Origin of the sequence: Formosa sp. Hel3_A1_48, from assembly GCF_001735715.1 — a bacterium.
GTDB lineage: Bacteria > Bacteroidota > Bacteroidia > Flavobacteriales > Flavobacteriaceae > UBA3537.
The window spans coordinates 447,295-470,017 of record NZ_CP017259.1; the positions used below are offsets into that span (position 1 = coordinate 447,295).

The 22,723-nt window shown below is 34.4% G+C and carries 20 protein-coding genes and 1 tRNA gene; 5 read left to right on the forward strand and 16 right to left on the reverse strand.

The genetic code is table 11. The features are described 5' to 3' along the window. Positions 1 to 20: 20 nt before the first annotated feature. Positions 21 to 2,204 carry a S9 family peptidase gene (locus tag FORMA_RS01970; RefSeq protein WP_069674078.1) on the reverse strand — a complete coding sequence of 728 codons (2,184 nt, stop codon included), beginning with the start codon at positions 2,202 to 2,204 and terminating at the stop codon, positions 21 to 23. A 139-nt stretch (positions 2,205 to 2,343) separates the two neighbouring features. Between FORMA_RS01970 and FORMA_RS01975 the strand changes: the two genes are divergently transcribed. Then, complete coding sequence (locus FORMA_RS01975) at positions 2,344 to 3,654, forward strand: hydroxymethylglutaryl-CoA reductase, degradative (protein WP_069674079.1); 1,311 nt, start codon at positions 2,344 to 2,346, stop codon at positions 3,652 to 3,654. After that, entirely contained in the window at positions 3,654 to 4,544 is an 891-nt protein-coding gene (locus FORMA_RS01980; protein ID WP_069674080.1) for a GYDIA family GHMP kinase, read from the forward strand. Before FORMA_RS01975 ends, FORMA_RS01980 begins: the two co-directional genes overlap by 1 nt. A gap of 4 nt (positions 4,545 to 4,548) precedes the next feature. Here FORMA_RS01980 and FORMA_RS01985 read toward each other — a convergent pair whose 3' ends face one another. Then, a complete protein-coding gene (locus FORMA_RS01985) occupies positions 4,549 to 4,947 on the reverse strand; it encodes a hypothetical protein (RefSeq protein WP_069674081.1) in 399 nt (132 codons plus the stop codon). Between the two features lie 6 nt (positions 4,948 to 4,953). Then, a complete protein-coding gene (locus tag FORMA_RS01990; RefSeq protein WP_069674082.1) occupies positions 4,954 to 5,631 on the reverse strand; it encodes a hypothetical protein in 678 nt (225 codons plus the stop codon). A gap of 238 nt (positions 5,632 to 5,869) precedes the next feature. On the opposite strand from FORMA_RS01990, the gene FORMA_RS01995 reads away from it, so the two are divergent. Continuing rightward, the gene (locus FORMA_RS01995) at positions 5,870 to 6,094 is read left to right on the forward strand and encodes a helix-turn-helix domain-containing protein (RefSeq protein WP_069674083.1); all 225 of its coding nucleotides are present in this window, start codon (positions 5,870 to 5,872) and stop codon (positions 6,092 to 6,094) included. 82 nt (positions 6,095 to 6,176) lie between these two features. Here the strand turns inward: FORMA_RS01995 and FORMA_RS02000 are convergent, their stop codons facing one another. The 7 genes from FORMA_RS02000 to FORMA_RS02030 all read right to left on the reverse strand — a co-directional run bounded on the left by FORMA_RS02000 (position 6,177) and on the right by FORMA_RS02030 (position 13,955). Next, complete coding sequence (locus tag FORMA_RS02000) at positions 6,177 to 8,324, reverse strand: SurA N-terminal domain-containing protein (protein ID WP_069674084.1); 2,148 nt, start codon at positions 8,322 to 8,324, stop codon at positions 6,177 to 6,179. A gap of 104 nt (positions 8,325 to 8,428) precedes the next feature. Next, on the reverse strand, positions 8,429 to 9,718 hold the full coding sequence (locus FORMA_RS02005) for a hemolysin family protein (protein WP_069674085.1): 1,290 nt from the start codon (positions 9,716 to 9,718) through the stop codon (positions 8,429 to 8,431). A 2-nt stretch (positions 9,719 to 9,720) separates the two neighbouring features. After that, a complete protein-coding gene (locus FORMA_RS02010; RefSeq protein ID WP_069674086.1) occupies positions 9,721 to 9,912 on the reverse strand; it encodes a hypothetical protein in 192 nt (63 codons plus the stop codon). A gap of 46 nt (positions 9,913 to 9,958) precedes the next feature. Further along, positions 9,959 to 10,510 carry an LPS export ABC transporter periplasmic protein LptC gene (lptC, locus tag FORMA_RS02015; RefSeq protein WP_197500774.1) on the reverse strand — a complete coding sequence of 184 codons (552 nt, stop codon included), beginning with the start codon at positions 10,508 to 10,510 and terminating at the stop codon, positions 9,959 to 9,961. Between the two features lies 1 nt (position 10,511). Next, positions 10,512 to 11,891, reverse strand: a complete 1,380-nt coding sequence (locus tag FORMA_RS02020) for a hypothetical protein (RefSeq protein ID WP_069675411.1) — start codon at positions 11,889 to 11,891, stop codon at positions 10,512 to 10,514. 31 nt (positions 11,892 to 11,922) lie between these two features. Beyond that, positions 11,923 to 13,227, reverse strand: coding sequence for a hypothetical protein (locus FORMA_RS02025; protein WP_069674088.1), 1,305 nt, complete (start codon positions 13,225 to 13,227; stop codon positions 11,923 to 11,925). Next, on the reverse strand, positions 13,227 to 13,955 hold the full coding sequence (locus FORMA_RS02030; RefSeq protein WP_069674089.1) for a type III pantothenate kinase: 729 nt from the start codon (positions 13,953 to 13,955) through the stop codon (positions 13,227 to 13,229). The genes FORMA_RS02025 and FORMA_RS02030 overlap by 1 nt, the downstream gene beginning before the upstream one ends. 95 nt (positions 13,956 to 14,050) lie before the next feature. Here FORMA_RS02030 and FORMA_RS02035 point away from each other — a divergent pair. Beyond that, a tRNA-Phe gene (locus FORMA_RS02035) sits at positions 14,051 to 14,123 on the forward strand. Positions 14,124 to 14,242: 119 nt separating this feature from the next. Here the strand turns inward: FORMA_RS02035 and FORMA_RS02040 are convergent. From FORMA_RS02040 to FORMA_RS02070, 6 genes are all read right to left on the reverse strand, one after another. After that, complete coding sequence (locus FORMA_RS02040) at positions 14,243 to 14,533, reverse strand: helix-turn-helix domain-containing protein (RefSeq protein WP_069674090.1); 291 nt, start codon at positions 14,531 to 14,533, stop codon at positions 14,243 to 14,245. Positions 14,534 to 14,545: 12 nt separating this feature from the next. Continuing rightward, positions 14,546 to 16,033, reverse strand: a complete 1,488-nt coding sequence (locus FORMA_RS02045; RefSeq protein WP_069674091.1) for a hypothetical protein — start codon at positions 16,031 to 16,033, stop codon at positions 14,546 to 14,548. Positions 16,034 to 16,037: 4 nt separating this feature from the next. After that, positions 16,038 to 17,666, reverse strand: coding sequence for a DNA modification methylase (locus tag FORMA_RS02050; RefSeq protein ID WP_069674092.1), 1,629 nt, complete (start codon positions 17,664 to 17,666; stop codon positions 16,038 to 16,040). Positions 17,667 to 18,318: 652 nt separating this feature from the next. Further along, complete coding sequence (locus FORMA_RS02060) at positions 18,319 to 18,702, reverse strand: hypothetical protein (protein WP_157506011.1); 384 nt, start codon at positions 18,700 to 18,702, stop codon at positions 18,319 to 18,321. Between the two features lie 65 nt (positions 18,703 to 18,767). Continuing rightward, entirely contained in the window at positions 18,768 to 19,373 is a 606-nt protein-coding gene (locus tag FORMA_RS02065; protein ID WP_069674095.1) for a recombinase family protein, read from the reverse strand. A 331-nt stretch (positions 19,374 to 19,704) separates the two neighbouring features. Then, positions 19,705 to 21,183, reverse strand: a complete 1,479-nt coding sequence (locus tag FORMA_RS02070; RefSeq protein ID WP_069674096.1) for a DUF2779 domain-containing protein — start codon at positions 21,181 to 21,183, stop codon at positions 19,705 to 19,707. Between the two features lie 133 nt (positions 21,184 to 21,316). Between FORMA_RS02070 and FORMA_RS02075 the strand changes: the two genes are divergently transcribed. Then, the gene (locus FORMA_RS02075) at positions 21,317 to 22,681 is read left to right on the forward strand and encodes a Piwi domain-containing protein (protein ID WP_069674097.1); all 1,365 of its coding nucleotides are present in this window, start codon (positions 21,317 to 21,319) and stop codon (positions 22,679 to 22,681) included. Positions 22,682 to 22,723 lie beyond the last annotated feature (42 nt).

A 22,723-nucleotide genomic window follows, 5' to 3' on the forward strand; every position in this document is an offset into this window, starting at 1 on the left:
TTTTTTTGTTTGTTTAATTCTTAATTTTCGCCTAAGCTTCGTTCTATGAAGTTGGTCATTTTTTTATAGAGATGAAGTCGTGTATTACCCCCATAAATACCATGGTTTTTATCGGGGTAAATGCCCCACTCAAATTGTTTATCCGCTTGAATCAAAGCCTCAACCATACGCATGGTGTGTTGCAAATGCACATTATCATCACTCGATCCATGAATCAGTAAATAATCGCCTTTAAGCTTTTCGGGGTAATAAAACGGGGAGTTGTCATCGTATCCTGCTGGGTTTTCTTGAGGGGTACGCATATAGCGTTCGGTGTAAATAGTGTCGTAAAATCGCCAATTCGTAACTGGTGCTACAGCTATAGCCATTTTAAAGATCTCGCTGCCTTTCAATAAGCAATTGGTGCTCATATGTCCACCAAAACTCCAGCCCCAAATTCCAATACGTTCTTGGTCAATGTAGGGTAATTCTGCTAATTTTTTAGCGGCGGCAATTTGGTCTTCAGTTTCATATTTCACCAAATTCATATACGTAACTTTCTTAAAATCTGCGCCTTTGAATCCTGTTCCACGACCATCAATACAAACTACAAAATAGCCTTTTTGTGCCAACATTTGATACCAATAATCATTGGCGCTATTCCAGCTGTTGACAACTTCTTGTGAGCCAGGCCCAGAATACTGATACATAAGGACGGGATATTTTTTATTTGGATCAAAATCAACAGGTTTTATTGTCCACATATTAAGGTCATTGCCATTAATGGCTATGGTACTAAATTCTTTTTCAGATAATTTATAATTGGATAGCTTTTCCGCCAGTTTATCATTGTGTTTGATACGCTTCAAAACTGTTCCATTGTTTGCATCATTTAATGTGTACTCTGGAGGTATGGTCGCGCTCGAAAAGGTGTTGATGTAATAGGTGAAATCTGCACTAAAAGCCGCTGAATTGGTTCCTTCATTTTTGGAGAGACGGCGTTTGTTTTTTCCATTAAGGCCAATGCTGTAGACGTCTCTATTTATGGAACCATTTTCTACAGATTGGTAAAATATTTTTTTCGACTGTTTGTCATATCCATAATATACCGTGACCTCCCAATCTCCAGTGGTCACTTGATTGATGAGTTTGCCTTTTTTACTGTAGTGATAAATATGGTTGTATCCATCTTGCTCACTTGTCCAAATAAAGCTGTTATTTTTTAAAAATGTGAGATTATCTGTTACATCCACATAGGCATCATCTTTTTCTGAGAGCAGAATAGTAGTTGTGCCCTTAGCTGTGTCGATTGCCCATAAATCAAGTTCATTTTGATGGCGATTGATAAACTGAGCACTCAAGACATTCGCATCATTTGTCCATTTGATGCGCGGAATATAAAAATCATCATATGTCTTTTCGACCTCAACTTCATTGGATTTTGAAGAAGACAAATCATAAACATGTAAAGATACATCCGCATTTTTTTCACCTGCCTTTGGATACTTAAAAACTTGTTGGGTTTGATATAAGTCTTGTCCGTACACATCCATTGAAAATTCTGGGACTTCTGTTTCGTCAAATTTTAAATACGCAATTTTAGTGCCCTCAGTGTTCCATTCAAAAGCCCGAACAAAGGCAAATTCTTCTTCATAAACCCAGTCTGTAATGCCATTAATAATTTTATTTTTTTCACCATCGAAAGTAATTTGCTTGGTCTGTTGAGTTTCGAGGTTTTTTATGTAAATATTGTTCCGATAACCATAAGCCACTTTCAACCCATCTGGCGAAAAAGTAGGCTCTTGTATTTTATAATCAGAAATCTTTGTACGCGTTTTAGTTTTAGTATCATAAACAAAAAAAATACCCAAAGTAGAACGTCTATATACAGCTTCTATTTCTGTTGCTAGAATTAGTTTTGTTTCATCAAGACTAAAGTCATAATAAGTAAAGTATTGTATGTCATCAAAGTCTTTTGAATCTACCAAAGTGGATGTCTTAGATTGTGTTTGATAGTCATAGACATCAACAGATGTTGATCGTGTAGCACGATTAAAATTTAAAACAGAGTACTGCTGTCCATTACTCATAGAATTTAGAACTTCCATTCGTTGAGTTGTGAAGGCACCATTCCAAATCTCTTCAAGTGTTATGTTTTGTTCTTGTGAATAACAAAAACAGGAAGCGATAACAATTAGAACGATGTGCAAATTTTTGCGGAGCATACATATATTTTATAAAATGTTACCAATTTTACTAAAAATAATTCATAATTCCTCTTTTCTGAGCGGATTAATATTCAATTTAACAATTCGCTTTTCAGATAATATATAGAATAGTATCTTTGTTTACCAATACACAACTATGCCACAGCAAGTTTCTGGATTTTCAAAACTCTCTAAAACCGAAAAAATAAACTGGTTGATTACCAATTATTTTGGAGGAAATATACATGCCAAAGTCACCTTGGAATCTTATTGGAATTCCGACTCTGAGCTGCAACAATTGCACGACGAGTTCATTGAAAATACCATTACAAACTTTTATATGCCATTTGGTATTGCCCCTAATTTTTTAATTAACGAAAAACTCTACACTTTACCCATGACTATTGAGGAAAGTTCGGTAGTAGCGGCGGCCAGTAATGCCGCTAAATTTTGGTTATCTCGTGGTGGATTTAAGACAAAAATTCTGGCTACTACAAAAATAGGCCATGTTCATTTTATTTATAAAGGAGACCGTAATGGGCTCAGATCATATTTTGAAAAAATCAAAGCTCAACTTTTGCAGGCCATCAAACCACTTACTCAAAATATGGAAAAACGTGGTGGTGGTCTTTTAGATTTAAATCTCATCGATTGTACGCCTAAAATGGCGCACTATTTTCAATTGGAAGCAACGTTTGAAACCAAAGACGCCATGGGTGCCAATTTTATCAATTCGTGTTTGGAACAAATCGCCACTACTTTTGAAACGCTAAGTCAAAATAGTCCAGAACTCCACGGGAACAAACCCAAGGTAGTCATGAGTATTTTATCCAATTATGTCCCCAATTGTGTGGTCCGTGCCGAGGTATCTTGTTCGTTAGACGAACTCACTTTAGAGGGCCACTTTAAAGGGCAAGAATTTGCCGAAAAATTTATTCAAGCAGTACGTATTGCAGAAGTAGAGCCCTACCGTGCTGTAACCCATAACAAAGGCATCATGAATGGTGTAGATGCAGTCGTCATCGCCACAGGAAATGATTTTAGAGCGGTTGAAGCTGGTGTTCATGCTTACGCTGCTAAAGACGGACAATACACCAGTTTATCTCATGCCAGTTTAGAAAATGGTGTTTTTAGATTTTGGATGGATTTACCTTTGGCATTGGGTACTGTAGGCGGGTTAACAGGATTACATCCAATGGTCAAATTAGCGTTGGAGCTGCTAGGAACTCCCTCAGCAACCAAGCTTATGGAAATAGTGGCTGTAGCGGGACTAGCACAGAATTTTGCTGCCTTGCGCTCACTCACTACAACGGGAATCCAAAAAGGACACATGAAAATGCATTTAATGAATATTTTAAATCAAATAGGCGCAACAGATACTGAAAAAGAAACTTTGATTTTACATTTTAAAACCAACGGTGTTTCGCACCGTGCAGTGGCAGAAGCCTTAAATAAACTCCGAGACTGATGCATAAGTTTTATAGTCATGGAAAACTTTTACTGAGCGCCGAATATGCAGTATTAAACGGTGCAAAAGCCCTAGCATTACCCACTAAACTTGGACAATCTCTAGAAGTAAAAACGATTGAACAAGCAGAAATACGATGGAAAAGTTTTGACCACAAAAATAAGCTTTGGTTTGAAACAAATTTGACTATAAATAATTTTAATCCGAGTACAAATACTGAAACTGCTCATCGACTTGCTCAAATTTTTCGTGCTCTTTTTGAATTGAATCCAAAAGTATTTGCATCTACTGGTCTAGAATTCTCTAGCCATTTAGAATTCCCTCAAAACTGGGGTTTGGGCTCCTCCTCTACCCTAGTTAACAATTTAGCGCAATGGGCCAATGTAGATGCTTTTACATTGCTCGAAAACACCTTTGGTGGTAGTGGCTATGATATTGCTTGTGCGCAAAACGCCCAACCGATCGTATACCAACGCCAAAACAGTACACCGCTTATAAAAATTGTGGATTTTGATCCGCCGTTTAAAGATCAATTGTTTTTTGTACACCGCAACCAAAAACAAAACAGCCGTGAGGCCATCGCCCGCTACAACACCCTAAAAACAACACAAACACTCGATTTTTCTGCATTGAATGCCATTACAGAAGCACTTTTGGTGGCTACTACTTTAGAAGAATTTGAAGTACTCATAAGCAAACATGAAAACTTAGTGGGCGCACTTATCCAACACCCCCCATTAAAAACCACACATTTTGCAGACTACCCCGGAGCGATAAAAAGTTTAGGGGCTTGGGGTGGTGATTTCTTTTTGGCAACAAGAACCAATACGCAATATTTTATGGATAAGGGGTATAATACCATTGTACCTTATGGGGTGATGGTAGTTTAATATATTATCCTGTTAATATAAAAAATGCTAAAAAATGAGTTAATATGAGAAACTTATAATTACGGTTTCCCAGCGTTTTTTCATTAGTTGCCAAAGCAATAAAAACCATAAATACAAAATTAACTATAACAAGAATTAAAACTAAAACATCAACCGCTTTAAATAATTGTAAAGCGCCAACTCCGACACATAATGCCAATATGAATGCAGACAATTTTAAATATTTATTGGTATCCAAAAACAATAATTTTACTGGACTAAAGTAAAAGCTAACAAGAACCAAAAATATTAATGTAAAGAGAGTTGGTATGTGTTCTTTTTTGCTAAAGAAGATTAAAAAAATTGAAATGATTATTAGTGATAATTCAATAATCTGTAATAATGCTTTATTCTGTTTTATCATATTTAATTAGCTAGCAAAATGACAGTCATAGATACATTCTCCAGCCATCCAAGCAACCACTGGACCAGGTGCTAATACAAATTCTACCCATCCTCCCCACCAATCAAATTGATCTTCTATAGCATCCTCCATACAATCATCAAAACAACCCTCATTGTAATCACGTGAATTTTCCGACGTAGTTTTACTATTGAAAAATGTATAAACTCCGTATTTAATCCATTTAAATTGTTCAACCATGTTGTTCAAATATTCTTTATGGGCTAAACTACTAATTTTTGAATTAATAAATATTTGATAGTGACTTGATCTTTTAATAAAAGTCTGAAAATTATCGGACTGTAAATCATCAACTAGAAACTTCACAAAATACTTGTCAAATTCATTTGGATTTGAATAACCAAGTTCGTTATTGTAAACATCTGGGATATTTTTCTTATCTATTTTATTTGTAATTAAATTAAAAATACTTTCCTCATAATTTTTAAAATGATCTAACTCATTAATAATTGTTTTATTATTAAAGTTGTCAATAGAATTTTCATTAAAATTAGATAAATGTTCTTTAAGACTTTCAATTAACTCAGCTTGATTAATCTCTAAATCATTGTTAGGGTTTTTAGAACAAGAAAAATAAGTAAATATTAAAATGGTTAAAATTGGCAGGCGGACAAACTTTTTCATAAGTAAAAAATTTAAGTTGTTATATTAACCACTTTAATGGTTTTAAAAATAGATTTGAGGTGGCTGTTCAGCTTTTGAACAATTCAAATATAGAAAAAAAATATAGTATATTATGTCTTTTTATGTTAAATTTTTGAATTATTCGTATAGATTAAGCTATATTATTCTATTGTTGTACCTTTGAGTGCTACTCAATTTAACAACCACAAACGCTGTGCCTACTTTTTAATTAACCAACATGCACAATCGTTCTAATGAAGATTTTTTGAAGGCCTTTGGGCTTAATTTATGTAACATCCGCAAGACCAAGGGCCTCAAGCAATACCATGTCGCAGACCGCTGTGGGATTCATAAAAACAACTATACCAACATAGAACGCGGCAAACGTAATATTACCATTGCCAAAGCAAAAGCTATAGCAACAGCTTTAGATGTTCCTTTAGCAAAGCTGTTTGAGTTTTAGAGCCTTTAAAATACATTTAAAAAAAGGCATAAAAAAAGGGACTGAAAAATCAGCCCCATTAAAATTCTAAATAAATGTATTTCTAGTAAAATACAGCTCTATTGTCTTCTATCTCTGCGGCATCTTTTAAAGCGTTATACAACTGTGTGTTTACAGCACTTTCTTTGGCTTGTCCAACTCTGTTGGCTGCAGCTTGATAGCTGGTCAGTGCTGTAGCATCTGTCCTTTTTGTGACTTGAACTGCATAAACCCCGGCATTCCCTTCTATCAATTCAGAAGTTTCACCCTCTTTTAATCCAAATGCTGTTCCAATGACCAATGGCTCACGACCCGCGCCAGAAAGGGTTGGGTTTTTCATGTTTACTGCAACTGCAGTTTTTACTGTTTGTCCTTCTGCAGCAGCGATATCTTCTAGAGTTGATGCAGTAATTCGATCTATAATGTATGCCGCTTTCTTCTCTTTTCTAACCTCAGGAAGTGCAGTAACCGATCCATCTTGAATAGACATGAGTCCTGCTTCATTTACACCTGTTAGCTTAACGACTACAAAACCTCCAGCGGTAGTACTGAAACTTTTAAAATCTCCTTCTTGAACACCATCTTCAAAAGCCCAGCGTACAATAGCGCGTTGTGCGCCAATACCAGGTATATTTTCTTCTAACTCCTTAACACTATTTACTGTACGAACGTTGTATTTGTTTTCCTCTGCTATTGATTTAAAATCAGCATCAGCCACTGCGATTTCAAATTTAGATTTGTTTTTAAAGACCTCGTCTATAGTTTCAACTGATGGTTCAATTTCTTGAGCTATAGTCGCTACTTTAAATGCATCTTGTTTTTGGCCTTGATCCAAAACTTCGATAACGTGATACCCAAAGTCGGTTCGTACGACCCCAAGACTTCCTTTTGGATTTTCAAAAGAATAGGCCTTAAATTCGGGTGCAAATCCGTCGGTATACGCAAATTCGATAACCCCTTCTTTTTCATTGCTTACTTTGTCTGAAGACAAAGACAATAAAGACTTGAATTTGGAACGACTTCTTCTTAATACTTTATAAATACTATCTGCCGTGGCTTTGGCTTGGGCATCAGTTTTGGTCACCGTCACATCGGCACGAGCACCGCCTACAAAGGGGATCAAAATATGTCTTACTTTAGTAGAATCAGCAATGTCTTTTTTTGCAACCATTTTAGTCAATTTATAAAAGTTGCCTTCTTTGTAAGGGCCATGTATATCCCCCACGTTTAGCTCAGTAATTTTGTCTGCTATTTCAGATGAAAAAGAAGATCTGAAAACGTAGGTATCATTGAATTTTTGCGCCGAATTTGCGTTCACAAAAGCCGCATGGTCTTTTGTGTTTTTGAATCCAACTACAGTTTCATTAGCTTTCGCTGCTTCGTTATATTCCTTCCGATCATCAATTAAAGTGTTTAAGTTATCTTGGATAGCCTGCTCATCAGCAAGAGAAGCCTCCTCTTTGAATTCAACGTATATTAAATCTCTTGAATCTTCAACTTCATATTTTTTAGGAAAGCGCTTCATGTACGCCTTTATTTCAGATTTTTTAACCTCAATTAAGCTATCAGGTACAGCTGAATACGGGATTTGCACATACTTAAGATCTACTTTGTTGTTTTCTAATTGGTAATCCAATTCGCCTTCTGTCAATGTTCCAATAATTCCTGCTTTCACCAAGTTAAAATACGTTTGTTGCACTCCAGAAACAGCAACATTTTGTTCAAAAGTTGTCCATGATTGGTAGTTGATTGGCGTCCCTCCTAATGTTGTAGTTTCAGGGGATATTGCCTTGAGGTTAGCAATAAATTCGTTCAGTTTGTCTTCATCAAAAAACCCTGCTTCGTTATTAAATTCTTCAAAAGAAGTAAGATTTTGTTTTAATAAGTCTCGCATATGATCCCGCTCAACAGATATTCCAACAGCATCGTATTGCGACTGCATTACTTTTGCACGGAGTTCACTTTCCCAAACACGATTCATCGCTTGGGTGTTGGTCATTGAACCTCCAGATTGTCTTTGTGCATTTTCAACTTTCGCCATAAAATCATCGCGTTCAATATCTTCACCGTTGACAACAGCAATTGCCGAATCGTTCGCAGAAGATGAACCAAGATTTTGATAAATATCCCCAATAATAAATGAGAACAATGCGAGTGCAATGATAATGATAAGAAAAATAGATCGTTGTCTTATTTTATTTAATACTGCCATGGTATTTTATTCTTAGATTTTGTAAAAATATAGTGGACGAAAATACCAATTTAATTTGAAATAATAAAAAGGAAATGGTTTTAATTGAAGGTGTTGAAATTATCTCAATCTTGAGGCTCTATTTTAAGAGCAATTAATTCAATTTTTGTATTGGAAACCTCTTGAATTGTAAAAAGGAAACGATCAATACTTATTTGCTGATTTTGTTCTGGAATTTCCTGAGTATGGTGAACAATTAGACCGCCTAAAGTTTCGTAATTTTCATGCTCTGGAAGCTGCAATTTATAGGTTTCGTTCAAGTAATCTACTTCCAAGCGTGCAGAAAATAAAAAATTAAGCTGATCCATTTGTTCTTCAATTAGAGCTACCGAATCATGCTCGTCCTCGATTTCACCGAATAATTCCTCGACAATATCTTCAACCGTAAGAATTCCAGAGGTTCCTCCATATTCATCTAAAACTACAGCTAAGCTTTTGTGTTTTTTAGTCAAAACATTTAAAATATCTTTAGCTAACATAGTTTCTGGAACAAATTCTATGGGCATTAGCATCGATTTGATGGTTTTTGGATTTTTGAATAAATCGAAAGCGTGTACATATCCTAAGATATCATCAATTGTGCTCTTGTACACAACAATTTTTGAATGACCTGTTTGGGTAAACAACTTGCTTAAATTTTCAATTGTATCATGGATTTCAATTGCTGTAAGCTCAGTCCGTGGCACCATTGCTTCACGGGCTTTGACTTCTGAAAATTCTAATGCATTTTGAAAAATGATGATTTCACTATCAACCTCATCATCGGCCTCAACAGATTGCATTTGCTCGCTTATGTAATTGCCGAGATCAACTTTAGTGAATGCCAACTGCACATCATCCCCTTTAGTTTTGAAAAATGTCTTTAATACAAAGTCGGATATCCAAATAACGAAATCTGAAAATAGAGAAAATAAGATATAAAACACGAAAGCAGGAAGCGCCAACAATTTCAATAGTGAATTGGCATAGATTTGAAAAAAAACTTTAGGTAAAAACTCAGCCGAAATCAAAATTACCAAGGTAGATATGATGGTTTGAGTCAGCAAACTAAGCTCATTAAACAGATAGTAAACAAGCGTAGAGTCTGTAGGTAAATGCTGAGAAAACCAAGCCACCAAAACATCCCCCATATACAAGCCATAAACTACCAAAGCGATATTATTTCCAATGAGCATTGTAGCAATAAATTTGGAAGGTTTTGCAGTAATTTTGGTTAACAAAAGTGAAAGAAAACCTCTTTGCTTTTTCTCAATTTCAATATGTATTTTATTGGAAGAAACAAACGCGATTTCCATTCCTGAAAAAAAGGCTGAAAAAATCAAGCTCAATACAATAATTAGGGTATCTAAGGACATGCTTATAACTTACCTCGATCTTTAAAGCGTTTTTGGTACTTGTTTCTGAAAAAGAAAATAAAGATGGCAAAAGCCACGAAAAATAAAGACATGTATGCACCATTTCTATTTGTACTCCATTTTGAAACCGCATCATAAGCAAATAGAACAGCAAAAATGATGTAAAAATATTTGAAATAGGATATAAGTTTCATTGGATATATTAAATTTTATAGTACATACTAAAGGTAAATATACATATTATTCCTCAATGTAGATGCGGCCAGTTACTTCTAATACTTGTGCATTTGTGAAATCTTGATTGGCATCAAAGCCATTGCCGTTAGTGAGGTAGTCTTTTGTCCTAAATTTGACTGGAAAATCAGTAAATAACCATTCCTTTTTTTGGTCGTAATAGAGCTGGTCCGTAAATAGCGTATCATTGGTTGCTGTTGTTAGCACCACATTTCCTCTCAGATCGATTAAATCTGTATTATTGTAAATGACTGCACTATTGGCTATAACTACACTCTCTTGATTTGAGTCATCTAAAAGTGTAAGATCAATCCCATCTGGAAATTGATAGTACGGGAATTTTCTGTTTGAAAAATTAATCATTTTTGGACTTTCTAATATGGAAGTCAGTCGACCCGAATCGGTATGCCTGGTATTGATGTTTTCCGCAATAGAAACGGGCAAATAAGAAACTTTAGATTTATTTTGAATTTTATTTAAACGTTTTTCACATGAAAAAAGCACCACTCCCAGTACTAGGATTACAGTGCTTTTGATTATGTTTTTAAAGAAATTCAAATTACAAACTTGGTACTGTAACATTGCGTTGAATCCAACAGCCAATATTAATCACTTGACCCGCTCGCCCCGATGAGAATATTTCGCTCTTTTGTGGGGCCTTGGCCTTGTAGTTAGCAATAGACTTAGCTGCATTTTTCTTCATGTTTGGATCTACTCGAGCAGCTTTGGCAGCTTCATTTGCAGCTAACCAATATACAGCACGTTTAGAAAAATTATCGGTTCCACAATTGTTTGCACTTTTGGCATACATGGAGGAGATTGCTAAATATGCTTTTCCTAAACTCGGGTTGAATTTGAGGGATTTCATGTAATAGCTTCTAGCTTGACTGTACTGACCTTTTTTCTTGAAATTTGTGGCAATCTTGAACAATATTTTAGATTTGGCAAATTCATCCGTTTCGAGGGTTACCGCCTGGTTATAGTAATTCAAAGCCTCTGCAGACTGCCCAGCTTTTTCTTTTAAAATCCCTAGATAAAACGCAGTATCGGCATTTGGCTCAAGAGCATTTTTTTGTTCTACAATGCGTACAAACAAAGGATCATCATTACACCCTTTTGCATACATTCTGTTCATTGCGCGCTGCAACCATAAACCATCATTTTTGAAGATTTCAAAATCTCTTGTGTACAATGGAATTAGATTTTCACAATTTGCACGTGTTCCAAGTTTGGTATCTATACTGGATGAAATTTGATTGTATGCCTTTAGGTAACTGTTGTAAGATTTTAACTTAGAAGCTTCAGATCTAGAAAGGTCCTTAGATTCACCGTCCTCATCTAAAAATGCGTTACGCTTATTCGTGTAATTTTTAACCTCATTTTCAACCTTTTCACTAATTTCATCGTACATGTTAAACAGCTCCTGTGCCGGTATATTTTTGGCATCATACATATCTACAACTAAAGAAAAATAGGTGTATAAACTTTTTGGGTTTGTAAATGTTTTTGCATCTGCTTTGTAAGCTTGATTAAAAGATGCAAACAACTCATCTTTAGTAAGTCCTAACTCCTTCCGATTATCGTATTGTAATTGACATGCTTTGGCCATGTATGTCCCCTTAGGAGTTACAGAAGGAAAAAAGGTTGCGCGTTCCTCCCAGAGTTTAATCATATCATTGATAAAGGCAGTCTTTTCGGCAGCAGTAGTGTTTTTTATTTTATATTTCAAAATGCGTTCCCCGTAAACAAAAATGGCTTTGTTGAAACGTGGGTTTCTCTGACGAAGCTCCATCCATGGTACATATGCAGAATCATAGTTTTTTGCCTTTACATATTCACTAAAAATAGATAAGGATTGTAAATCTTGCTCATTTTGAGCAAGAACAGGCGAAAAGGCCAAATTTAAAAACGCCAAAAAAAGTGTAAGTTTAAATTTCATCTTAAGATTTGTTATGTATGTTATTATATTTTTAATTAAATTTTCTTTTTTCAAACCATCGGTCATTGAGCGAAAGACTTAAACTAACATTAAAAAAGTTTTCTTGCACCAAATTTGATGATGTGGTTCCACGCTGACCAATTTCAAACCCAATATTTGCATTTGAAAATAAGCGCCCCACTGGTACACCTACTCCAAAAGATATGCCAAGTTCGTCAATAGATTCATTATTAACCACTAGACCAGTTTGTTCTAAGCGCAATCCAGCTCTGTAAACTACACGCTTAAAGTAGCTGCTAAAAGAATCGTATTTAGGAATAAAAAAACCACCAATTGAAATTGATGACGCATCTTCAAAAGAAGCATTATCAATAGATATAAAATTACTGGAGAACTCTGAAGTATTAAGAAGGGTATAATCTATTCCTGCAAACCATTTCCTTGGACGTCCAATGCCAATTCCGAAGGATGTTTTGGACGGAAGGGTTAAATTAGTATTTGCTAAATTAAGTGCTGCTAAGTCGACTTCAGAAGATGTAACCACAAATTCTTTGTCAGTTGAGTCAATTGAAATAGTAGCAAATTGGCTTGTGTTTTCAGAGCTTAGGTTGGCTAGAGGAGTATACGTAGCTGTTGCCATCAACTCTAAGTTATTAGAAATCCTTTTGGTAAAAGCGAGTCCAAAATTAAATGAAAAACCTCCTATATTCGAGCGATTTACTTCGCGGCTTTGGTATTGTAGTAATTGACCTTGGTCGTTGTAACCAAAAGCAATGTTTGTATTGCTGATGCTCCCAAAATTGTAATGTGCATCTACACCAATTTTTAGGTTATCGTGCAATTGATAACCAACTCCAAAAAAAACCTCATTGACACCACCTTCACCTCGATAACGATATTGAATTTGATCGTCAGTATTTCTGGATTGAAGTTTATAACCAACGGATGAAAAAGGAATCAGGCCAAAACCAAACCCAAACTTACCCATGGGCAGCACTAGAGCTAAGTAGTCCACTGATGAGTTTTCGGCTTTGTCTGTAGCCGTATTTGTTTTGAGTTTTATTGACGAAAAACTTGTTCCAATGGCATACTTAACGGGACGTGCTTCGTTGTTGTAGAACGATAAATTTTTACCTGCAAAAGAGGCCGGGTTTCTTAGATTGATGTGAATACTGTCTGTATAAACACTTAAGCCTCCCATCGATTGGTTTTCAACAGTACCCTTGAACTTTAGGCTACCTATACCATAAAATGAGTAGGGAGAACTAGTACCTTGTTGTGCTTGAGAAAATGCAGAACACGCAACAATTGCACAAATTATAAACTTTTTAAACATTAGTTTGATTTATATTCTAGTAAAAAATTAAGCCCTTCTAATAGAAAATTCGAGTTCGCAAATATGCTAATTTTAAATTGTTTACACAAGAAATTAGCATCTCCACCTGTTAAAATAACTGTTAATTCTGGATAATTTGATGAATATGATGAAATTACCCCATTTATTTCTTGGATTGTTCCATGTACCACACCACTGTGGATGGAAGATGCTGTACTGGTACCAATAAAGTGTTCAACAGAAGAGGGGTTTAATATTGGCAGATTTGCTGTATGTTCGTGAAGAGCTGTGTAGCGCATATTAAGCCCCGGAGCAATAGCACCTCCCAAATATTGAGCTTTAGCGTTAACAAAATCATAGGTGATACAAGTTCCAGCATCTATTATCAGTGTGTTGGTTTTTGGATATTGATCTATTGCTGCAGCAACAAGAGCTAGTCGATCAATTCCCAAGGATTCTGGAGTTTTGTATAAATTTTCAAATGGCATTGTGAAGTGTCGACCCAGGACCATTACCTCGCATTGTGTCGACAAATTGGCAATGAGGCCGTCAGGAATAGTTGCTACGGAAGCAACTAGGATTTTGCTTATTTCGCTGTTATTGTTTAGTAATTTTTTTGCAGAGAAAAGCAATTTTGAAGCGCTTGATCGCTCCAAAATCTTGAGTTTATTATGTTCAAAAATAGCAAGTTTTGCACTTGTATTTCCGATGTCAATTATTAAATTCATAACAATTATTAGACTGTAAATTTACAAAACCATTTTTTTAAAATTTTACTTTGGGAATATTAAAATTGCATTATATTTGCAATCGCTATATGTGGGGTACCTTAGCTCAGTTGGTAGAGCAACGGACTGAAAATCCGTGTGTCCCTGGTTCGATTCCTGGAGGTACCACTTTAAATTCCCGTAATATCCTTTACTATAAGGTTTTACGGGTTTTTTCTTTTTAGGGGTGTGCTCAAAAGTGTGCGCAGTTTGTAACATTACATAACATTTATACTGTTATACTTTAATTAAGCAGCATGGTCCAATCTCTCCAAAACTTCAGCCTCTTTATATAAGACACGTCTACCCATTCTACTCGGAACAAGTATATTTTTCTTTTCCCAATTATTAAGAGTTACCTCTGTTACATGAAGTAATTTTGCAGTTTCACTTCTACTCAAATACTTTTCATGTGAGTTATTAAAAGTAGTCTGACCTATTGCCTTCTGTCGGTTCAATTCTAATTTGACACCTTCTTTAACGATTTGGATTAGTTCGTCTTTTGTTACATTCAATATTTGTATGGTTTGTTCTTTCATTATTTTGTTTTTTTAGTTGTTCTTCAAAAATTCATTTGTTGTCTCAATATGTTTGTCCAGTATTGACCAACTCTTTTTTTTAAATCTACTCTTCGTTGATTTCTTGTAGATATCATCTCTTATTTCCTTTATAAAATCATCATCAAATGGATCTGAGGGATCTAACTTTTCAACCGATAAACCGGGTTTAATACCTGTTTTTTCATACAGTACTTCAAACATCACATTCGTTAGTTCTAACTTATGTTGTTCAGTTGTAATGACACAATCATGGATTGTAAAAACTGGTGCTACAGAACAGCGTCTATGAAATTCTGGAACCACACAATCCAATATCAGATAACTCTCCACACGCTGCAGAAGTAGGGAGAAATTCCTTTTACCTATTCTGTCCATAATCTTTAGAATAAATTGATTTACATAGGGATAAAATTTTTCTAATAACCGAACTCCTTCCACCAATTCTCGATGTTTTCTATTGTTTTGAAACAATACATACATGATATCCTTTTTGATTGATTTACGTTGAGCATCCGTGGGAGGAACCCCATGTTCCAATTCAAATAAATGTGAATAGAAATCTTCTTGAAATGGTGCGTCTCTAAATTTTTGTAATTCGTGATGATCTCTAATTGTTATCTCATCTTTCCCCAAATACTTTCTTTGCTCAAAGTGCGCAAACATTAATGGAGAAAATAGATATGATATAACATCTTTTATAATTTTATCAGATAATAATGAATTCATTATTTGATGAAATGATAACTCATCATTAGATTTAAAGAAGTCATAGTTTAATATACTTGATAATAGATAAACCTGACTACATTTAAGATCTACTTGAACTAATGATTGTTTTTCATAAATTAAATACTTTTTAAGTGTTTTGGAAAGATTCGTTAATGTGGAACTATATCTCCAATTGGCTGTAGATTTATTATGCCAATACTGATTGTTTTCAATATCATTTATTGTCAATAACCAGATTCCAATTTTATTTTTAAGAACCAGTAACTGATTGTCGTTTGCTAATTCTTGACGCAGGGTATCGTATATGTGTTTTACATGATTCTTGTACTCTTTTTTTATTTCTAAGTTGTAGTTGAAGTAACTATCTAATAACTGAGTTTTAGAGGGTACTGTTTTATGTTCTCTCCTTATGGTTTTTAATACCTTATCTGTCTTTTGATATTGATCGTTTAACTTGATTTTATTACACCTCATACCTTTTAAATAATTGACATCTAACTCAACCACATTTTTATCTTTTAATAGATCTAAAATCAACTTATAGTCTCTATTTAAGATCATATTGAGTTCTTTTGAACATAATCCGGTGTATCCATTTTTATCAAACTTTTTAATATTTTTATGTGTTGCCACAACTCTGGATATCAAATGATATATTTTCTCTTTAACATATTTCTGTCTTCGATTAGAGAGATTCAATTCTTCAATCAGTTCAGGTACGTTTAAATTATTTGGAACTAAAACTTTCATTATTTTATGCTGCTACAGTTAGTTCTGCTACTTCCTTGAACTCACTATTGATTACCTCAAAATCTTGGTGGTTAATCTGTTTGATAGAGTTCTCAAGAACTTTACAACCCACTCTATGGTAGTGAGTTGAAAGTTCGGTACCCAAGTATTGTCTATTCAATAACAATGAGATTCTACCAGTGGTATTAGCACCCCCAAAAGGATCGTACACCAAATCAGTCTCATCGGTCGTCATTAAAATTGGGATTACTGGAAGTAGCTCAGCCATCAATGCTGGATGTCCTGTTGGGAAAGCATCGTACGCTGGTTTATTTTTGCCGGTGACACACTTAATCATATGATCTACATCTTGAGCTGCAATGTGGTTGTATATCTTCTTATAGGGTTTTGAAAGTGATTTTCTTTTCTTAGATACATTCCCGTTTTTATCCACGTCTTTAGCACCAGTGGTAATCCTTACTTCTTTTTCCTGATCCGAATATTTTAATAAATTATATTTTGATTGTGAAGGATCAACTACGAACCATAAAATATATTCAATCTGATTTATCGGTCTTTTTACTTTTTCTCCCTGTGGATGGGGATTTGGTTTGGACCATATGATACATTCCTTGTATTTAAGTTTTGTGTGTTTTAATATCGATGCTTTTACCAACCCAGGAATATCCATAGCACAACCATTAATATAGGTGTCACCAATATTTACAAAAACATTTGAGGTTTCATTAAGGACTCCCTCAACCTTCCCAAAAATCTTTCCAACATTATCCGCAAACTCTTCAGGTGTTTTTTCGTGACCCAATTCTGAGCTTAAATTATTTTTATCGTAACCACGCAACATGTAGTATGGAATAGATGTGAATAGTGTAGCAATCTTTCTTAAGAATGCAGAAACATCTGTAATATCAACACAATTCATTTTAAAAGAAGTTGCCTTATTCGGAATTACAAAAGTGTCTTTGTAATTATTTTGAAGGTTTTCTTTTTCTTCGATGAATTTATTGACTTGATTAATAGTTAGGTCTCCTTTTGTTAACTGTTCTGTGAATCCATGATTTTTGGTTAAATCAATCTCTTTTAATTCACTTAGATATTTTTCACAGTCAGATAAACTCCACCCTTTGTTCACAACTCCGTTTAATAACAGATTATTCTCAAAGTCATTTTCGATAATTTTATCAAACTGGCGGATTGCCTTGGGAGATTTCCATCGGTAGTTAATTTTTTCTCTGATAATCGCGTAACGATCGTAAGGTTTACCATTATTCCCTTGACCTTGTCGTTTTTCAACCGATTTAAAAACCTGTAACACTTCTTTAGTAAGGTCGTTAGCGGTCTTTACTCGATACATATTAAAGGATAAACGTAGGTCGATAGATGGTTCTACATCTACAAATTGAACTTTTACTTCTTCCCTACCTAAAGCACTTAGTAACTTAAGTCGGCGATAACCATCAATTAATTGAAAATCTCTCGAGGTAATTAAAGGTAATAACTGTTCCTTTTCCAAAGAAGATTTTAATTGATTTTCAGAATCATCTGATTGTGATTCATAGAAGTTCTTGAATTCTTCAACTTTTACGATTTGATCGATTTTAACGACTTCGAATTGTCCTTCCATTGTTTTTTTCATTGTATAATGATTTTATTATTATATATAAGTCACTTATATTCAGTAACATAAGTAATGTATACACAATTTATTTTTGGAAATCAACCCCCTCAATAAAAAAAATCATTAACTGTCTGACAAATTTTGAATTTCATGATATTTATAGAGAAACACAGTTATGAAAGAGAAAAAGTCAAAAAGAGTAATCGTTCGAATAACAGAAAGTCAATTCAATAATTTGATGGAGTGCGTTATAGATGAACAAATAAAAATTTCAGATATTCTAAGAGAATCTATAGGAGATAAACTTCAAAAACTAAGAAAAGATGATAAAAGGAAAAAATAATTTAAACTATGAGTATTATAACCAATACCTGATCAATTGTGGGGCTAATAATCCACCTAATATGGAGTTATTAAATGATTTTTTTAATGAAAAATTAAATATTCTAACTGAACACGAAATAGAACCATTCAATATGATTTTACTGAATGAATTGGTAGTTTTTTGTCGTAATAAATTTGAAAGTTATAAGGCACAAAGCACCCACAGGAATAATTATTAATTCTTGATTGTATCTGCTGAGTACTTGATTTTGAATAACGTAGTAAATTAAATCTAATTGGCACGATTGGTTGGGGTATTGTACTTTTTGTCAAATAAGAACCATTTTTAATTGTTTTTCAAATAGACCTTTGTGAGAGTTTCTCCCATAGTGTTGCAAAGAATTTCCTGCGGGTGTTGCGCCAATGAGAATTGTTCCAATTGATCATGGTAGAGTTTAGACTTAGATTCTGATGTAATTAAATAGTAATGGAAATACTCATGGATAACAGTATTGATTAGTTCTCTGCGTATTACATTGTTGTTCCTGTAGATGGTAATTGTGTTATTGTAGAAACAATACTCTCCCGCAAGATGAGATTTACCTTCAACTAAAGTCAGTAGTGGTTTTTGTTTTCGAATTGGATATAAATAGAGGCACCAGTTCAAAACATCCTCTGCCAAATGAAATTGCCAGTCTTCACCGTCACCTGTCAAGAATTTAGTTAGCACAGATATCAGATTTAGAGTGAATAATACCCCAACAACAATAAAGTAAATAGTAAAAAAGGTATCCATTATAAATGTCGCTTAACTTTAGTAATAGTATTCACATGAAGACCCGTAATCTTAGCAACCTCAATATTTTTATATCCTTTTCTGAGTAAGTCTAACGCCTTTTTATTTTGTGGTTTTGATAAAAACTTAATTGGGCCTTCATTAGATCCAGGTTTTCTTCCAAGATATTTTGTTGGATCTAATTTAGCCAACTCAATACCCTCACGTTGACGTTCTTTTGATAGTTTTCGTTCCATCTCAGCGACCACTCCAAGAATTGATATTATCATTTTAGAGATTGGATTTTCCTCTTTGTCTTCATTGAGTGTGCATAGACCTTGCGATAAAAAATTTACAGGGATTCCTCTCTCAGTGGTGTAATGAATAAAATTTATAATATCTCTAAGGTCACGACCGCAACGATCAATTTGCCAAACAGAAATTGACTTGATCAATTGTCGATCTATTAGGGTTTTTAAGGTTGAACCCTCGGGTCTTTCAAAAATTGGAATGGCTCCCGAACATTTATCTTCGATAACTTTATCAAATTCATTTTCTTTTACTCTTTGCCGATCCGTTTTTTGATCTACGCTCGAAACTCTTGTATATAATATTGAAATACTCATAATTCTAAGGTTTACCTATCTATACCCTAAAATTATAGCAGCAACACCCCTCATGCCGCATAAAACCTATATTTTATCGCTATGAAAACACTCACAAATGAAAGTGTACGCTATTATTGTGATTAATGGATTTTGCCGATTAAAATTGGTGAAGGATCATCCCGTGGGGGCCCTCCCTGCAGCATCCCCTGCCGTATCCCCCCTCTATTTAGGGTGAAATCGACTTCTCCAGAGGGGGTGAATACCCCGCTCCAGATTTTTCTGGTTTTTTTTGTAAAAACTCGAGTTTTTAAAAAATAAAATTTTTCAATTTTTTGAAAGAAAATCAGTTTTATATTAGTAGTAGTTTCTCCAGAATTTTGACCATCGCGAAGGTGTCTAACTTACAGTACTCCAAGAGTTGATTTCTTGTTTCTTCAACATCACCCGCAAATGTTCCGTTTACCATCGAAAGAAAAGTATTAGATGCTGTACCTCCTTCTTTAATATCAAGATCATTGTATGAGAGTTCAGGAACCAGTGCAGGTAGAACGTACTTTATTGAATAACTTCCTTTCATTTCGGGGGTATAGTACCATTTCTGTTGGAACGGAATCATTAGATCTTTCAGACGATTTACAATCCCTAACAACTCATTAGAAAACTCAGGGAATACATCGATTAGATCATTTAGTTTCCCTCTCTCAAAACCAATATTGTAGACTAATATGTCTCCACTGGTACCACAGTCCTCAATGAGTTGTTCTATGAACCCAATTCTTGGATCTTGAGATGGATCTGCAAGATATTCTCTGTGTTCTATTACTGAGGTTAAAGTCTCTTGAATGTGAAGTGAATACTGAAATACTAATTGTTGGTATGGTCTACTACCATTATATTTTGGAACTGCGGGACCAATTGTTTCAAAATCTAAAAAGTATAAAGGATAAATTAATCCATTTGTGAAGTTTCTTATCTCTTCAATATCAATATGAGTGGTCCCATTAACTTCTGATTGAACCTGTAACAATTGATTTGGATTCAGGTCTGTTTGACTTAAATCAATATCATCTAATGTGATTACTCCCTGGTTGTATAAATCAAATTTCTTGTCTTTGTTTAGTCTTGAAATATTAAAAACTGAATAGTCAGGAATGTGTTTCCAACAGGTTCCCTTAAAATCACAATCGTAAGGATCAGAACAATGAGGACCAATATCTACATTTGGAATTTCAGAACTCTCAATCACATTTTTGAGTCTTCTGACTTCATTTGGTATTCGTGGGAGAAACTCTAAAACTTGATCGTACACTGATTCAATGGTAAACAATTGATGTATATCTAATTCTCCCTCTCTCGTGTATTGGTTATTAATATGAACAATCGATATGTCTTTTAAATCAACTCCAGAATTTGTGATGGTATGATATTGTATGGCAGCATCCTTGATATAGGTCTCCGAAACCTTAGTAGAACTTTTTACCTCGTACGCTTTCCAACCATCATTATCTTTGACCAATATATCTAATGCAGCAAGAACGTTGTTGTACAGGAATGTTGCTTCATAAATTATTGACTCCCCTTGAGAAATAAACTTCTGTGTTTTCCTCACCGATTCAAACATTTTAAAATGATTTTCAGGAGACGCATCAGCACCATTGGGAAATAGTTCTTGTGCCAATAAACCAATATTGGTTCCTTGGTCGAACACCGCTTGTAGTGATGAAGGTGTAGGATCTTTTAATCTATATTGATGCTTATAGAGATACAATGACTTTTCACATTGAAGTCCACGAATAAATGTTGATTTGGAGAGTCTACTTTTTGACATTATTTATATTAGAGATAACAAATTATAAAGTCTTAAAAACTCCTCCCATTCTTGTTTATTAATATTTTCGGGTTTATAAATCTTAAATGACACAGACGGTTCTAAATCTTTCATTCGAACCATTACTCGTGACTTGTATAATTCTGTAGATGTAGTTACTCCAGAAAACATAAAAGTATCAGGTAATCGTATTAACCACATCAATCCAGAAGTAGGTTTATTGGAATTTGGTAAAGACCAATATGGGAATAAAAAAACGCATTTAGTGCCTAAATTGGCTATGAATATGTTTACACCTTACAGACGTCCTAAAGGTCCAAATATTAAATTCTTTTTTATATACCACACCTCACATAAAGAAGCTGTAAAAAGTTTTTATAACAATTTAAAATTTGGTGTCACAGCACAAAAGAAATATTTTAAAGGAATAGAGGATTATGTAAACATAAAAGCATCAACATCCAAAGAACATTTTATTGAATTTACAAACGAAAACGACCCTTTACCAGACATCATCCAAAAGCTGGAAAACCTAAAATTTGACCACGACAATGTAAAGTATGCTGCTTTTTATTTAAGCCCATTCGATAAGTTTACACCAGATCCCGAAGACCGAGAAATTTATATTCAAATAAAGGAATTGTTTTTAAACGAAGGTATTGTTACACAAGTTGTAGATTATGAAAAAATGGTGGTCAATATCGAGAATCAATACAACTTCCAATTCTCATTACAAAATATGGCATTGGCAATTCACGCCAAATTAGGTGGCGCACCTTGGAAACTTGCAGTAACCGATAAAAAAGAATTAGTAATTGGTGTTGGTGCATTTACCAATCAAGGCGAAAACAGGCGGTATATAGCAAGTGCCTTTAGTTTTCAAAACAATGGCTTGTTTAGAAAGTTCGAGTATTTCGACCAAAGCGAAACAGACCTATTGGCAGGAAGTATATGTAAAGCCATTAGAGATTTTACGTCCGTTGCAGAAGCAGATAAAGTAGTCATTCACTTTTATAAGGAAATGAGTTACGAGGAACTAAAACCAATTATTAGAGGGATGCATACATTAGGGTTAAAAATTCCGCTCTACATTTTAAATATCAATAAAACAGAAGCAGAAGATATTATTGCTTACGACCTCAATTGGGGTAAAAAGTTAATGCCTGTAAGTGGCACATACATACGTATTAGCGAAAATCAATTCCTATTGTTCAACAATGCACGCTATCCAAGTGACCGTTTTTATTCAGATACAGATGGTTATCCATTTCCAATAAAAATTAAGGTAAGCAGTCCAGATGAAGATGCTTTTGAAGATGCAGATGTAGTGTTAGAATTATTAACGCAAGTGTATCAGTTTAGCAGACTGTATTGGAAATCACTTCGACAACAAAATGTACCAATCACCATAAAATATCCTGAAATGGTAGCACAAATAGCACCGCGTTTTAATAATGGCGTTCCAGATGATGCTAAAGATGCGTTATGGTTTTTGTAATTAATTTGCACAACCATTGCATCATTAAATTTTTATCTTTGT